Raw genomic sequence first — 15,615 nt, 5'->3', positions numbered from 1 at the left:
CTCCTTAAAATATCAGTGCACTCCCGGAATCTCCTGGTAATCAGGTTTTCGAGATGATTTTTGTCCGCCTTTTCATCCATCATACCACAAAAAAACCTCCCAGGGAATCCCCCTGGAAGGTTTTGTCCTGCCATATTCTGTCCCAAAACGAGATTAACGCTTGGAGAACTGTGGAGCACGACGTGCAGCCTTTAAGCCGTACTTCTTTCTTTCTTTCATTCTTGGGTCTCTTGTTAAGAAACCGGCTTTCTTCAGAACCGGCCTGAAGTCAGCGTCTGCCTGAAGAAGGGCCCTGGAGATGCCGTGACGGATTGCACCGGCCTGTCCTGTTGTGCCGCCGCCGCGGACGTTAACCTGTACGTCGAATTTGTCAGTGGTCTCAGTTGCAACTAAAGGCTGACGTACAATTACTTTTAAAGTCTCAAGACCAAGATACTCATCGATATCTCTCTTGTTGATTGTAACCTTGCCTGTACCCGGTACTAAATATACTCTGGCGATGGATTTTTTCCTTCTGCCTGTTCCATAAAATTTTGCGTTAGCCATGATACTTTCTTCCTCCAATCCTCATTAAAATGTTAAAACTTCTGGTTTCTGTGCTGCCTGCTCATGGTCTGGGCCTGCATATACGTGAAGCTTTTTAAACATGCTTCTTCCCAGAGGTCCCTTTGGAAGCATACCCTTTACTGCTAACTCTATTACCCTTTCAGGCTTCTTAGCCATCATCTCACGCAGGGTGGTTTCTCTCATACCGCCTACGTAATCAGAATGGTTGTAATAAATCTTCTGATCCAGCTTCTTGCCGGTAACCTTGATCTGGTCTGCGTTTACAACGATTACATAATCGCCGCAGTCCATGTGTGGTGTGAAAATCGGCTTATTCTTACCTCTTAAAACCTTTGCTATCTCGGAAGATAAGCGTCCTAATGTATATCCTGTAGCATCAACTACGTACCATTTTCTTTCAATTGTCGCTGGACTAGCCATAAAACTCTTCATTGGTTAACCTCCTGTTAATCTCAATCTTGTTATACACCTGACATCCAACGGATGCCCGCTTTTTGCATGATAAATATGGGAAGTATTTATCTACAAATACTCACTCCGGGGCTTTGGATGAGTATTCTCTGCTAATAATGTCACAGTTTTATATTATATAATATACTTTCGCGGATGTCAACCACTTAATCGGGAAAAATGACGTAAAAACGTACTTTATCCATCGTATTCCATCCGGATCAGCGTCAGACCCCTGGCCGGCGCCGTAGGCCCTGCCGCCCTTCTGTCCCTGGCCTCCAATATGGCCCCCATCTCCTCCGGTGCAATCTGTCCCATGCCCACCGCCATCAGGGTGCCTGCGATGATGCGCACCATGTTGTACAGGAAACCGTTGCCTGTAACGCGGATACCGATCATGTCCTCCTCATCCCGCTTTACCTCAATGCTGTAAATGGTCCGCACCGTATCCGTCACCTGGGTCCTGACACTGCAGAAGCTTTTAAAATCATGCTCCCCTACCAGCAGTCCTGCGGCCTTTTGCATCTTCTCCAGGTCCAGGTTAAAATAGCAGAAATGGGAGTAAAAGCGCTGCATGGGCATCTCAATCCTGCGGTTTAATATCCTGTATTCATATGTCTTGACACATCTGCATTTTCTTGGATGCCAGTCAGGGTCCACTTCCTCTGACGACTGCACCCTTATATCCTCGGGCAGACGCTGGTTCAGCGCCATGCATATCCGGTCCGCAGGCATGCGGTGGCTGGTGTCGAATACAGCCACATTGCCCCTGGCGTGGACGCCGGAATCCGTACGGCTGGCCCCGATGACCTGTACCGGCTCCCCCAGAAGGCTGGTGAGGGTCTCATTTAACCTGGACTCTATGGTTACTTTTCCCGGCTGTATCTGCCATCCGTGATAATGGGTTCCATCATAGGCAACCACAAGGCGTACTCGCTTCATGGGTTCTTCTTCCTTCCGTCTTCGATTCCTGCGGCTTACAGGTAAACCCTGGCCGCAATCATTACCACCAGATACAGGGCAAATATCATATAAGCATCATGGTCCGCCTGCCTGTACTGCAGCGGTTTCATCTTGGTCCGCCCTTCCCCGCCCCTGTAACAGCGCGCCTCCATGGCCATGGCAAGGTCCGTTGCCCTGCGGAAGGCCGATATGAATAAAGGAACCAGGAGCGGCACCATTGCCTTGGCCTTCTGAATCAGGTTGCCCGTGTCAAAATCAGCTCCCCTGGCCATCTGTGCCTTCATGATCTTATCCGTCTCCTCCACCAGGATAGGGATGAACCGGAGGGCAATGGACATCATCATTGAAACCTCGTGCACGGGAACATTTACCCGGTTCAGAAAACCCAGCCCCTTTTCCAGTCCGTCCGTCAGCTGGTTGGGCGTGGTGGTCAGGGTCATGAGGGAGGAACCGATTACAAGGTAGACAAGCCTTACCCCCATGAAGAAGGCAAGGCGCAGTCCCTCTGCCGTTATCTTAAATATCCATAACCTGGCAAGGACATGGCCGTCTGTCAGGAACAGATTGAAGCTGACGCTGATTACCAGAAGGATCATGATTGCCTTCAGGCCCCTGACAATAAAGCGGAAAGGCACCTTTGTAATCTTAATGGCAGCTGCCAGTACAACGGTGGCAATCACATATCCCCAGATATTATCCGCAATGAACAGGGATGCAATAAATACCATGGTGCCAAAAAGCTTGGTCCTGGGGTCCAGCCTGTGGACCACGGAATCGACCGGGTAATATTGTCCCAATGTAATCTCTCTAAACATCTTTATCCCTGCTGCTTTCTGTTAATTTACTTCCCACGGCGCCTGCTGTTTTACGCCACTGTGCCAGGATTGCTTCCCTGGCCTCTTCCACCGTGGTAATGTCCCCGTCAATCCCCACTCCCTTGTCCCTCAGGTCATGGACCAGGTAGGTAATCTGGGGCGCCGCCAGGCCGATTGCCTCCAGCTCCCTGTAATGGCGGAACACTTCCTTTGGCGTACCGTCATATACCTTCTGTCCGTGGTTCATCACAATCAGCCGGTCCGCATATCTGGCCACGTCCTCCATGCTGTGGGACACCAGGATGATGGTCATGCCCCGCTCCCTGTGAAGATGGTCTATCTGGTCCAGGATTTCATCCCGGCCCCTTGGATCCAGCCCGGCCGTGGGTTCGTCAAGGATCAGCACCTCCGGCTCCATGGCCAGCACACCTGCAATGGCCACACGGCGCTTCTGTCCTCCGGAAAGTTCAAAGGGGGACTGTTTATAATAGGAAGGATCCAGTCCCACCAGATCAAGCGCCTTTCTGGCCCGGGCCTCCGCCTCTTCCTTGCCAAGTCCCTGGTTCTTAGGCCCGAAACACACATCGGTCATGACATCCACCTCAAACAGCTGGTGCTCAGGATACTGGAACACCAGCCCCACCTTGCTCCGCAGTTTCTTCATATCGTAACCGCTGTCATAGATATTCTCCCCGTTATAATAGAGCTGTCCTGCGCTGGCCTTGATAAGTCCGTTCAAATGCTGGATCAGCGTGGACTTACCAGACCCCGTATGTCCGATCAGTCCCACAAATTCCCCGTCCTGTATCTCCAGATTCACATCAAACAGGGCATGCTGCTCAAACGCCGTGCCGCCGCCATATACAAAATTCAAATCAACTGCTTTAATTGACATCTGTTCTCTCCTTAACAACGCAGTAATGGCTGCAGTGTCCCTAGGGTGTGTTTGAAAATTCATTCCCGCCATCTGCACGCCCCACTTCGCGGCATATTTGGTCCCAATTCGGTCAACGTAGCCCGCTACGCCTCCCTCATCGGGACCAAATCTCCCACGAAGTGGGACGCACAGCTGACGGAAAGCAATTTTCAAACACACCCTAGTCCGCCTTGTGCAAAGTGGTACTAATCCATCTTTAAAAGCGGCATAAGTTCCTTTACCAGCTGTTCCCTGGTGAGGATCCCATCGGGCAGCGGCATGCCTGCCTCCTTCAGCTCATAGGCCAGTTCCGTTACCTGGGGCACGTCCAGTCCATAGGCTTTCAGTTCCTTTACCCTGGAAAATATCTCCGCAGGTTTCCCGTCCATCACGATCCTGCCCCCGTCCATCACGATGATCCGGTCCGCGTCAATTGCCTCTTCCATATAATGGGTAATCAGCAGGACCGTGATTCCCTCGGCCCGGTTCAGTTCATGGACCGTCTTAATGACCTCCCTGCGGCCATTGGGGTCCAGCATGGCGGTGGGTTCATCCAGGATGATGCACTCCGGCTTCATGGCCATGACGCCTGCTATGGCCACCCTCTGCTTCTGTCCGCCTGACAGCTTATTGGGGGACTGGAGGCGGTATGCGGTCATCCCCACCGCCTTCAGGCTTTCCTCCACCCGCTTCCATATCTCCTCTGTGGGCACGCCGATGTTTTCCGGGCCAAAGCCCACATCCTCCTCCACAATATTGCCGATGATCTGGTTGTCCGGATTCTGGAACACCATTCCTGCTGTCTTGCGCACATCCCAGATGTGTTCCTCATCCTTTGTATCCATGTCCCCCACCCACACCGTTCCATCGGTGGGCATGAGGAGTCCGTTTATATGCTTTGCAAAGGTGGACTTGCCGGAACCATTATGTCCCAGGACAGCCACAAAGCCGCCCTTTTCTATATCCACATCCAAACCGTCAATGGCCCGGTTCACTTCTTCTATATTCTCTTCCTCGTCGCGCCTGATATACTCATAGACCAGTCTGGCTGCTTTTATGATTCCCATATGTTTTCCCTTGCTTCCATGTATTGTTTACGTTTTTCAATTGTAGATGAAAATACTATAGAAGTCAAGTATGGCACATAAATATAGAAGGTATTGCATTCCCGGCGCTAAAACCAGCGGGGGAACGCAATACCTTCCGTATCCTTAATCCGTATGTTTCACATCTGCATCCTTTGCCTGCATTTTACATCCTGGTATGACACGAATGCTCCCTACCTCACCATGCAAGGCTTCTTATGGTCAAACTTCCAGCCCGGGATCAGATACTGCATCGCCGCCGCGTCATTGCGGTCCCCGTAAGGGAGGGTGCGGTAAAGCTCATTTGCCTTCATCACCGCGTCCATGTCAATCTCAATGCCCAGTCCTGGTTCCTTGCGGATTTCAATCACGCCGTTGCGGATTTCCATGGGGTTCTTTGTCAGGTACTGTCCGTCCTGATATACATAGTGGGTATCCAGCGCAGTGATGCCGCCCGGTGCAGCCGCGGCACTGTGTGCAAAAATGGCCAGGGAAATATCAAAGTGGTTATTGGAATGGGAACCCCAGGTCAGGCCCCAGTCATTTAACACCTGGCCCATGCGCACGGAGCCGCTCATGGTCCAGAAATGCGGGTCTGCCAGTACAATGTCCACTGCTGTCTGGCTGGCCGCATGGTAGAACTGGCGCCAGTCCGTTGCAATCATGTTGGTTGCCACCTGGATGCCGGTTGCATTTTTAAACTCCCTCATGATTTCGCGGCCGGAGAAGCCTCTTTCCTCACCGCAGGGATCCTCAATATAGGTAAGGATTCCCTTCATTCCCCTGCAGTATTCAATTGCCTGCTCCAGGGTCCAGGAGCCATTGGGGTCAATATTAATCCTGGCATCCGGGAAGTTCTTCTTAAGCTCCCGGACCGTCTCCATCTCTTCCCAGCCGTTCAGGACGCCGCCCTTCAGCTTGAAGTCCTTGAATCCATACCGTTCCTTCATGGCATATGCATTTTCTACGATACGGTCCGTGGTCATGGCGGTCTTCCTTCTGAGGCGGAACCATCTGTCATCGGAACCGCTCTCATCCAGGTATGCCATGTCTGTCTTCGTGTAATCCTGGCAGTAGAACAGATATCCCAGGATTACTACCTCATCCCTCTGCTGCCCATCCCCCAGAAGTTCGCACACAGGCAGTCCCAGGAACTTGCCCATCAAATCCAGCAGGGCGCATTCCACTGCCGTCTCTGCATGCACCACGAATTTCAGGTTGCTCAGGTCCAGCTTCTGCAGCCCTTGGCCGTCATTGCCGCCCGGGACATATCCGTTATTCCTGATACTGCTAATGATGCTCTTATATTCACCGATTGTCTTTCCTACCACAAGTGGGATGTAGCTCTCAAGGATTTTTGTTATATCGTCCCCGCCATGGACCTCGCCGATTCCCGTGCTGCCGGAATTATCCGTGATGATTACGATGTTCCTGGTAAACAGGGGGCTGTGGGCCCCGCTCAGGGATAAAAGCATGCTGTCATATCCTGCGCAGGGAATGACCTTCATATCAGTTATTACAGGTGTCTTGCTCAACATTGGTTACCTCCGTCCTTATAGCCCTGCAGCTTAAGCCTTGCCCTGTGCCTCTAATTTCTTTGCCCTCCTGTTGTCAAAATACGCATAGGCCAGTGAAATCAAAATCAGGACCCAGATTATATTTCCGATTGGGCGGTTGAAAAATGCCGCAAAACTGCCTTCGGAAGATTTAAGTACGTCAATGAAATATTTCTCAAAATCATCCCCCAGTATAAAGCCGATCAGGAAGGGCGCTGCCGGGATACCTGTCTTGCTGAAGACAAAGCCCACGACTCCGAACAGCAGGAGGGTCCATACATCAAACATGTTGCCGTTGCGGATTGCATAGGAGCCGACCACGCACATAAGGATGACCACTGGGTAAAGACGGTTTTTCGGAATGTTGATGATCTTGGCTATATACTTGATGGGATAGAACATCACGATGAACATGATGATGTTGCATACCACAAGGCCAAGAAGGATATCCCTCCACAAGTCCGGGTTCTGGGTGATGAACAGGGGACCTACCTGGATGCCCTGCAAAAGGAATGCGCCTACTAGGACTGCCGTTGTGCTGTCACCGGGAATACCCAGGGACAGAAGCGGTATCAGTGCGCCGCCGGTCAGCGCGTTGTTGGCTGCCTCAGATGCAACCAGTCCATCCACACAGCCTTTGCCGAACTCGTCCGGATGTTTGGAGAAGTTCTTGGCCTGCGAATAGGACAGCAGGGATGCGGCAGAACCGCCCACGCCTGGGAGGATTCCCATAAATGTCCCGATTGCCGAGGAACGGATTGTATTAATTCCCTGCCCCTTTAAATCAGAGAAGGAAAACTTCCGGCCGCCGCCCTTAATGCCGCCTTCCATCTTGGGATTCCGTTTCATGCCCGCCTCTGCTTCCTCAAGGATCTGGGAAAGGGCAAACAGTCCGATAAGCACCGGAAGCAGCTGGAAACCACTTCCCAGTTCCACGGTCAGGAACGAGGGAACCATACGAAGCTGCTGGTTGTCAAAAAACCTTCCAATCAGCGTGACCAGGACTCCTAAGAATCCGGCAAACACGCCCTTTGTCATGGAACCCTTTGAAAGGGCCGCAATCACCGTCATGGCAAATACAATGATTAAGAACTTCTCAACCGCAGAGAACTTAATGGCCAGCTTGGCCAGAGGCGGTGTGAAGAAGAACAGGGCCAGCAGGGAAATAAGCCCGCCGATCAGGGACACCGTGATACCAATCTTAAGCGCCCTCTCCCCTTCTCCCCTGGCAGCCATGGGATGGCCGTCAAAACCGGTGGTGATGGAGGATGGGGTACCGGGGATATTAATCAGGATGGCCGATACAAGGCCGCCGCTGATACCGCCTACGTAAAGTCCCAGAAGAAGGCAGAGCGCCTGCCCCAGATCCAGTGAATAGGTGAGCGGCAGGAATACCGCGATTGCCATGGTTGCTGTCATGCCCGGAAGCGCTCCGAAGATAATACCGATTACCACTCCGAGGAACGACATTAAAATATTCATGATGCCAAACATAATCGAAACCTCCTTTTATGGTAATGTGATGCGGAACAATACTCCGAATACAAGCCAGATAAAAACCGAGAAACCAACCGATATGACGCCGGATGTAATCATGCTCTTCTTTGTCCTCTCATTGTCAAAGATGACATTGAATAGGAAGATGCTGATGATACTTGCCGGAAGGAATGTGAGGAATTCCATCAGATAGATGTAGGCGATGAAGATCAATATGCCGCCAAGAAACTTTACCTTATCCCAGCCGGGTTTAAAGAAGTGGTAATTCTTTAAATGAATGAACGGTGTCCCTGTCTTCTTACAATGAATCAGCCTCTGAATCCCTATGATAACCAGAAGAACCACCAGAATCCCCATCACAATCCTGGGCATGACCCAGTGCGATGTTGAATTTATAATCTTAAGCTTCACAAGCTTTCCCTCCTTAATTGAAACCGGGCTGTGTCCAGCCCGGCCTTACTTGCTTTGCGGATCTATTACTGGGTCAGGTAGTCGAAATCAGGACACGCTTCAATCAGCTGTGTCATCTCTGTCCTCTTGTTGTAGATAAAGTCTTTTGCAGCTGCGGAATCCAGGTATGCGCCCCTGTAATTCAGCTTAGCCATATCAGACTTGAAACTCTCGTTTTCACATACTTTAGCAGCTGCCGTATCCACTGCCTTTGCAAAATCAGCGTCAATATCCTTTGGGTAATATACAAGGAAATCCTTGGACAGTGCAAATGGTTCGCCATTAAATGTAATTCCCTGTTCCGCATAGGTAGGAGCATTTTCAGCGCCCTCAATCTCATCCAGAAGGCCCACGCACTTCATGGCCAGCTGCTTGTCATCCACGCCCACATACTGCTGGATGCCATAGTAATCATCAAAGATGATATCCACATTGCCGTCCCATAACATCTGGCGTTTCTCAGAGGTAACGCCTGCAGCAATTACACGGAGCTGGTCGGCAACTTCCTGTCCGTAGTTGTCCAGCACCCAGTTATAGTATGCCAGGTAGCACAGGGTTGATACGGAACCATTCTCACAGGCCACGCGGATTTCAGCGTCCGGATTCGCCTTTAAATATTCAGCAGCCTCTACCAGCGTGTTGTATGGGGCATCTGCCTTTGCAGCAAAGCAGCAGCCAGGGTTCTGGGCCACCCTTGGTCCCACCGTCATATTCTCAAGGGCGTATTCCTCACCATATGTACCGAAAACAACACCCAGATATGTCATATCATGGAAGATAGCGATGGTATCGCCCTTACCCTTATCCGTACGGAGGATTTCAAACATTTCTGCTGCGCCCACCGGGTCAACCTTTGCATCCCAGCCCATCTCTTCTGCCAGATAACGTGTCACTGTATCAGCTATCAGATAACTGTCCCCGCTGGTGGATGAGGAACCGATGACCACACGTACGGATTTCTTTCTGTTACATCCTGCCAGGCAGGTAACCGCCATTGCCAACACCAATAACATACACAATACTCTTCTCTTCATTACTCATTCTCCTTTTTTATATATTCTTCAGGTCCCTTCCGTTATCTTACCAGACAGGGGCGCTTTGGATCAAACTTCCATCCCGGGATCAGGTACTGCATGCCCATGGCATCGTTTCTGGCCCCCAGGCAGTTCTCAAGGTATATCTGGTTTGCTTTCTTAACCTGGTCTATGTCAACCTCTATCCCAAGTCCCGGCTTCTTAGGAACAGCCACACAGCCATCCACGATCTGAAGCGGTTCCTTGGTCAGGCGCTCAAGGCCTTCCTGCCAGATCCAGTGGGTATCCAGTGCATTGTACTCACCCGGTACGGCTGCACCCACCTGTGTGAACATGGCCAAGGAGATGTCAAAGTGGTTGTTGGAATGTGAACCCCAGGTATAACCGAAGTCATGACACAGCTGTCCAACCCTTACGGAACCGGCCATGGTCCAGAAGTGGGGATCTGCCAGGATGATGTCCACTGCCTGTGACTCCAGGGAATGTCCAACCTCCCTCCAGTCCGTTGCAATCATGTTGGTAGCTGTGGGGAAACCGGTACGGCGGCGGAACTCGCTCATGATTTCACGCCCCGAGTACACGCCCTCTGCCCCGCATGGGTCCTCGCAGTAAGTAAGGATGCCCTGCATTCCCTTTACGTATTCCACTGCCTGCTCAAGGAGCCAGCCTCCGTTGGGATCCAGGTCAATCCTGGCATTGGGGAATTCCTCTTTCAGTGCCCGGATTACATCCATCTCCTCATTGCCGGCAAGGACACCGCCTTTTAATTTAAAATCCTCAAATCCGTACTTTTCCTTTGTGGCCTTTGCAAATGCAACAATCTTATCAGCCGTAAGGGCTTCCTCATGGCGGATTCTGTACCACTCGCAGTCCGCATCCGGTTCAGACACATAGGGAAGGTCTGTTTTATTCCTGTCCCCCACAAAGAAGAGATAGCCCAGCATACGCACCTTATCCCTCTGCTGTCCTTCCCCTAAAAGCTCGCACACGGGAACGCCCAGGTGCTTGCCCAGAAGATCCAGGCTTGGAGCCTCAATCGCAGTCAGTACATGGACTCCGGTACGCAGGTCAAAGGTCTGGTTTCCCCTCACATCCTCTTCCCCTCTTGCATCCAGGTGCTTCTTCACTTTCAGCAGCGTGCTCTTATACTCTGCTACCTTGGTGCCCACCACAAGGGGGATACACTCTTCCAGTGCCTTTGTGATTTTCTGTCCTCCCGGGACCTCACCCACACCTGTCTCACCGTTATCCGCATACAGGATAACCACGTTCCTGGTAAAATACGGCGCATGGGCCCCGCTGAGGTTCAGCTCCATACAATCCTGACCAGCTACCGGCCACACTTCCATTTTAGTAATTGTTGGTGACATTCTCTTTACCTCCCAGCAAAAAATATATGTGTTATTTTAAAATACGTTTGGTGCTTAACAAGAACTTAACCGTCATTTTGTAATTTGTCCTTGTGTTTTTTACATCTTTATTGTATAAAATATATAGGACTAAGTCAAATTACTAGTTTCGATTTTAACACTAAGTAAAACTTAGTCATGTGCGATTAGAGGAATCATGGAGGGCATATGGACTTAAAACAATTGGAATACATCGTGAAGATAGCAGACGAGAACAGTATAACACGGGCAGCGGAACGCCTTTACATCTCCCAGTCCGGCCTGAACCAGCAGCTGCTAAAGCTGGAAAGCGAACTGGGCATCCAGCTGTTCCACCGCAGCAAGAATGACCTGAGGCTTACGGAGGCAGGGAAGGTCTATGTGAAGTATGCGCGCCAGATCCTTATGCTGAAGCAGGAAGCCTACGACATACTGAATGACATGGCGGACAACAAGGTGGGGCGCCTGTCCGTGGGCCTGACGCCTGAGCGCGGCATCAGCATGCTTATGAGCATTTACCCGAAGTTTTACCAGCAGTTCCCCCACATCACCATAGAGCCTCAGGAAATCGGCGTCAAGACACAGCAGTCCATGATTTCCAAGGGATATCTGGACCTGGGCTTTGTCACGCTCAGCGAGAAGGACAAGACCAATGATGAATACGTCCATATCTACTATGAGAATATCCTTCTGGCCGTGCCCCGCTCCCATCCCCTGGCAAAGCATGCCAATCCGCCGGGCCAGCCCTTTTCCACCGCGGACCTGAGGGATTTTAAGGACCAGCAGTTCGTGCTCATGTTTAAAAATTCCACCCTGCGCACCGTCATCGACCCCCTCTTTGAGGAAGCCGGATTCATGCCCCGCATCCTTTTCGAGACGTCCAGCAACCTGACCCTGTGCAACATGGTTAAGAACCGGATGGCCTGCTCCCTGATTACCCACAACTATGCCAAGGAGCAGCAGGACGTGGCCTATTTCTACCTTCCCTCCCGGCCCTTCTGGGAGCTGTGCGCAACCTATAAGAAAGGCCATTACCTTACAAAGGCCGGCAAAGCCTTCATCGAACTGGCCATTGAACATTACCACGCAGCGGCATTGCAGAACAACCAGAGCGTGGTGTGAAGCGGACAGCAGGTGTATGGACCGGGTGCGGGGCAGGAAACCTTACAGTAGCGCACTCCCCCGCCCCATAAGCAACATTGTATAAAAATAAAGGCGGGAACAGGGAAAATACCATCTTCCTTATTCCCGCCTTTTATCTTATCACCGCTTCATCTTCCTTTTATTGGCATACATATCGGCATCCGCCCTGGACAATGTATTATCCAGTCCAGCATCCATATCCGGATCATAAAATGCAATCCCCACCGCAACGGACGCATCAAAGCAGCAGCCGTCACTGTACGCCTCCATCCCCTCCTCCAGGACCTTTATTCCTTCCCTGGCCTTATCCGGCCATACATCGGTCAGCATAACGGCAAATTCATCCCCGCCAATACGGAATACATGCCCATCGGGAAATGCCTTCCTGATGCATTCTGCGGCTGCGCAGATATACTCATCCCCCTTGTCATGACCGAATGCGTCATTGACTCCTTTCAGGTCATTGAGGTCGCACATGATGAGCGCAACCGACTGGTACTCCTCCCGATGTGCTCCCATCCGCTCCATGGTCTCGCCAAAAGCCATCCTGTTCTTAACACCGGTAAGCCCATCCCAGTCACGTTCCTTCCTCAGGGCCTTTGTCTGGAGGACTTCATCCGTCACATCCTCAACCACGCACCGGATTGGGCTGCCTGATGTTTTCTGGGCAATTTTAATCCAGCGGACCTCCCCCATGTCATACATCCTGTAGACGCCCTCCTCACCGGACTCAGAAGCTTCAAGTTCCTTTAAGAACGCGCACATCAGGTCCTTATCCCTGCTGAACCTTCTTTCCTGTTCCCTGGTAAGGTTTAAAAGCCGCGGAACCTGGCTGGTCATGTAGACCCGTTTGGAATGGGCCCGCATCTCAAAAGCCCCCACCGGAAGTCCTGCCAGTTCAATCAGTTTGGCATGGCGCGTAAACCACTGGCTGGTTATGATGGCTGTGATGAATCCGATTATCAGTGATGACAGAAATGAATAGCTGAGGATCCTTCCTATCTTCTCAGGGAACTGGTGAAGGTCCGGACCTTCCATTAACCCTATGAGGAACCACTCCTCCCCCTCAAAGGGAGTGTTGTGGTAGTACATGCCCATGGGATTCAGGCAGGCATATACATCCTCGCTGCTTTTATGGTTCAAAAGCCTGTAAATGGAATTCCCCTGATCTACCTCCACCAGGTCCAGGGGCATCCCTTCCTGAAGCATCCGCCTCTGCATGGCGCCATGGGTGACAGCTGCCCTTATCTCTCCTGACCCATCCCTGATTCCTATGATATATCCGTAAGAATCCGATGTCTGCAGGTCGGAAACCGGAAGGAAGCGGTACAGGTAATTCACGGATATCTCCACCCCGAATATGGCCTTCACCCTTCCGTCCGCCCCAAACAGCGGTGTGGAGTAGGTAATCACATCCTCATCCTGTGGATTCACCTGGAAGGGGCTGCTCCAATACCCAAGCCACCGTGATTTTCCATGATCCAGGGCAGCCTCATAGGGCTTATACACAAAATCCCGGTTGGACCCATTCATATTCAGGCGGAAACTCCAGTTGGCGGTGGTGGCAATCTCCATCTTTTCCGCCACATTCCAAGGCCCCACCAGCATGTAGAGATTGGAATTCTCCCTGCTGTTCCGGTCCGGATTATTATTGCGGAAATATAATGCAGGCAGAGCGCCGTCCCCTTCCGTCCCCTGACCAGGCATCACCAGGAATGCCCCTGTTGTCTTTGCCCGGAATAAGGTGTCCATAACCAGGGGGGCCAGCTCTTCCAGTATCGCATCCGCATTTTCAGGAGAACCGTCCTGTTCCATTGTTTCAAAATACCGGCTGATCTGCTCCATATCATAATCCAGATTCGTCCAGATATTCTTCATCTGATTTTCCAGGTTATCACTGCGTCCATTGACCTTTTCGGAAAAAATACTGTATTGGTTCGCCTTGGCCTGCTTTAGGACACCTCCCGATACCATCAGGGACGCCAGGAGGATACTCTGGAAAACCGCAAAGAAAATAAACACCACAGCCAGTTTAAATGCAATTGAACCGCTTACATTTTTTTTACCCATCCGTTCTACCAGCCATTTCTCTCATGAGGCTTCCATACCACGCTTTAAAGTTCTCCTCTCCCAAAAGCCCTGCCTCCACTTTTTCACGGCTCCCGCCTTCTTCCACCCGGCGGTTCAGTTCATGGAGGTCCAGGGCAGTCTTATTCTCCAGGGATGAGGTGAATATCTGGTTCATATCATAGGAACCCTCAAAGGGCTTCTTGATGTAGAATTCCTGTTCCCTCATGGCTTTCAGCTCTGTTTCTATACTGTGTTCCACCATTTCTGCATTTTCAGCATCACCCGTCTGTTTTAAAAGCCCGTCTACTGATTCCAGGGCAGCCGTCTTTACGGGAAGATACCCTGTGGATACCGCAAACCGGATATTCTGCTCGGGCTGTGTAAACCACTTAAGGAACTGGGCCGAGGCATATTCGTGCACATGGTCTGATTCAAATACAGCCATATTGGCGCCCCGCTGGGTCATATAGGAAGTTTCGCCCCGGAATGTGGGGTAGGGAAAACTTGCACATTCAATGGGATATGATTTATCCTCATCCTCTATCACTTCCCTGGGAAAGAACCCGGCGCCTGCCGAGGAACCGATGTAGGCCATCAGCCTGCCGCTTTTAATCCCATCCTGATTATATACCCTGCTCTCAAACCATCCGAGTATATGCGGGACATAATAGGCATCCCAGGCCTTTCTGGCAATCTCCTCAGGATAGCAGAACTCCATGTTTCCATCCACTTCCCGGTATACCTGCGTGCCCATCTGGGCAGCTGTCAGGATGGCATAATCATTATATGAATTCATCCCCAGGAAGGGGTTCCCTCCCGACCACTCATAATACATACCCGCAGCCTCTATCAGGCCTTCCCAGGTGTAAAGCAGATCATCCGATGCCCCTGTCTCCCTGGAAAACTTTTCCCAATCCGTCTTATTCAGATATAAGAGTTCCGTGGACTTTGATACAGGTATCATTTTACAGGACGCGTCATCCCATATCCCCTCCTCCAGGAATTCCGGCCGGTAATCCTTCAGTTCATCCTCTGTAAAATAATCATCCATGTTGACCAAAGGGGCGATTTTGTCCAGCCGGTACGCATTATCCGGATAAGAAGCAAATATATCCGGCAATGGTTCCGAACCGATTACCTGGTTGGCAGAAGCATAAAGCACGTCCTCCAGCTCTTCACTGGAACCATACCCCACCGCATCCACAACAATCCCCTGCTCCATTCCAACCGTCTCATTAAACTCCATGACCAGTTCATCAAACTGTGCCTTTGCCACTGCATTATATGCATGCCATACCGTGACGACCGCAGGTGACTTGGGATCCAGTCCGCCATTCTCCCTGTCCCCACAGCCAGACAAGCCAAATACTGCGGCCAATAAAATGAATGCCGCAGCCAAATATCCCCTTTTTTTCATTTCATCCCCCTGCTCCCATACAAGACTGTCAGAAACATAGTGCCGGGCGGCACTAACTACATTTACTCTCAGTATACACGATTGATATCCGGGTGTCTATTTGATTTTCTTATATGTAGTATAGATAAAATATGTAATGAAGACGGACAAATCAATATGTCCGGATACTTTTTCAGAAAGAAAACATGAAAAAATGAGTTCCTAAAAAACAACTGTTCTCCAGGGACTCATTTTTATTTTACTGTCCTTCAATTCCATTCATAC

14 protein-coding genes and 1 pseudogene are annotated in these 15,615 nt (G+C 50.8%); 2 read left to right on the top strand and 13 right to left on the bottom strand.

From position 1 onward, the window contains the following. Nucleotides 1-153: 153 nt before the first annotated feature. From rpsI to LK536_RS49350, 5 genes and pseudogenes are all read right to left on the bottom strand, one after another. Nucleotides 154-546 (bottom strand): 30S ribosomal protein S9, encoded by a 393-nt coding sequence (gene rpsI / locus LK536_RS49370; protein ID WP_008726468.1) that lies wholly within the window; start codon nt 544-546, stop codon nt 154-156. A gap of 24 nt (nt 547-570) precedes the next feature. Then, the gene (rplM, locus tag LK536_RS49365; protein ID WP_008726467.1) at nt 571-999 is read right to left on the bottom strand and encodes a 50S ribosomal protein L13; all 429 of its coding nucleotides are present in this window, start codon (nt 997-999) and stop codon (nt 571-573) included. Nucleotides 1,000-1,215: 216 nt separating this feature from the next. Then, nucleotides 1,216-1,959, bottom strand: coding sequence for a tRNA pseudouridine(38-40) synthase TruA (gene truA / locus LK536_RS49360; RefSeq protein WP_227796521.1), 744 nt, complete (start codon nt 1,957-1,959; stop codon nt 1,216-1,218). Between the two features lie 35 nt (nt 1,960-1,994). Beyond that, the gene (locus LK536_RS49355) at nt 1,995-2,795 is read right to left on the bottom strand and encodes an energy-coupling factor transporter transmembrane component T family protein (RefSeq protein WP_120057974.1); all 801 of its coding nucleotides are present in this window, start codon (nt 2,793-2,795) and stop codon (nt 1,995-1,997) included. Further along, a pseudogene (locus LK536_RS49350) lies at nt 2,788-3,825 on the bottom strand (energy-coupling factor transporter ATPase); the annotation flags it as partial. The pseudogene LK536_RS49350 and the gene LK536_RS49355, both read right to left, overlap by 8 nt. Between LK536_RS49350 and LK536_RS49345 the strand changes: the two are divergent. Continuing rightward, on the top strand, nt 3,736-3,921 hold the full coding sequence (locus LK536_RS49345; RefSeq protein WP_329602254.1) for a DUF6783 domain-containing protein: 186 nt from the start codon (nt 3,736-3,738) through the stop codon (nt 3,919-3,921). The pseudogene LK536_RS49350 and the gene LK536_RS49345 overlap by 90 nt on opposite strands. Here LK536_RS49345 and LK536_RS49340 read toward each other — a convergent pair. From LK536_RS49340 to LK536_RS49315, 6 genes are all read right to left on the bottom strand, one after another. Beyond that, entirely contained in the window at nt 3,918-4,778 is an 861-nt protein-coding gene (locus LK536_RS49340; RefSeq protein ID WP_025483868.1) for an energy-coupling factor transporter ATPase, read from the bottom strand. The genes LK536_RS49345 and LK536_RS49340 overlap by 4 nt on opposite strands. A gap of 212 nt (nt 4,779-4,990) precedes the next feature. Beyond that, nucleotides 4,991-6,334, bottom strand: a complete 1,344-nt coding sequence (locus LK536_RS49335) for an enolase C-terminal domain-like protein (RefSeq protein ID WP_227796519.1) — start codon at nt 6,332-6,334, stop codon at nt 4,991-4,993. Nucleotides 6,335-6,364: 30 nt separating this feature from the next. Next, nucleotides 6,365-7,846 (bottom strand): tripartite tricarboxylate transporter permease, encoded by a 1,482-nt coding sequence (locus LK536_RS49330; RefSeq protein WP_227796518.1) that lies wholly within the window; start codon nt 7,844-7,846, stop codon nt 6,365-6,367. Nucleotides 7,847-7,861: 15 nt separating this feature from the next. Next, nucleotides 7,862-8,260: a tripartite tricarboxylate transporter TctB family protein gene (locus LK536_RS49325; RefSeq protein ID WP_008726460.1), complete on the bottom strand. Its 399-nt coding sequence runs from the start codon at nt 8,258-8,260 to the stop codon at nt 7,862-7,864. Between the two features lie 65 nt (nt 8,261-8,325). Continuing rightward, the gene (locus tag LK536_RS49320; protein WP_008726459.1) at nt 8,326-9,333 is read right to left on the bottom strand and encodes a type 2 periplasmic-binding domain-containing protein; all 1,008 of its coding nucleotides are present in this window, start codon (nt 9,331-9,333) and stop codon (nt 8,326-8,328) included. Nucleotides 9,334-9,374: 41 nt separating this feature from the next. Further along, on the bottom strand, nt 9,375-10,703 hold the full coding sequence (locus LK536_RS49315; RefSeq protein WP_227796517.1) for an enolase C-terminal domain-like protein: 1,329 nt from the start codon (nt 10,701-10,703) through the stop codon (nt 9,375-9,377). 207 nt (nt 10,704-10,910) lie between these two features. Here LK536_RS49315 and LK536_RS49310 point away from each other — a divergent pair, with 207 nt between their 5' ends. Next, on the top strand, nt 10,911-11,843 hold the full coding sequence (locus tag LK536_RS49310; protein WP_227796516.1) for a LysR family transcriptional regulator: 933 nt from the start codon (nt 10,911-10,913) through the stop codon (nt 11,841-11,843). Between the two features lie 141 nt (nt 11,844-11,984). Here the strand turns inward: LK536_RS49310 and LK536_RS49305 are convergent, their stop codons facing one another. Together LK536_RS49305 and LK536_RS49300 are read right to left on the bottom strand one after the other, a co-directional pair. Further along, nucleotides 11,985-13,934, bottom strand: a complete 1,950-nt coding sequence (locus LK536_RS49305; protein WP_227796515.1) for a diguanylate cyclase domain-containing protein — start codon at nt 13,932-13,934, stop codon at nt 11,985-11,987. Further along, nucleotides 13,927-15,351 (bottom strand): extracellular solute-binding protein, encoded by a 1,425-nt coding sequence (locus tag LK536_RS49300; RefSeq protein WP_227796514.1) that lies wholly within the window; start codon nt 15,349-15,351, stop codon nt 13,927-13,929. The genes LK536_RS49305 and LK536_RS49300 overlap by 8 nt, the downstream gene beginning before the upstream one ends. Between the last annotated feature and the right edge of the window lie 264 nt (nt 15,352-15,615).

The sequence above is a fragment of the Clostridium pacaense genome, assembly GCF_020709765.2.
Lineage (GTDB): Bacteria > Bacillota > Clostridia > Lachnospirales > Lachnospiraceae > Enterocloster > Enterocloster hominis.
This window is presented reverse-complemented; position numbering and strand designations above follow the sequence as displayed.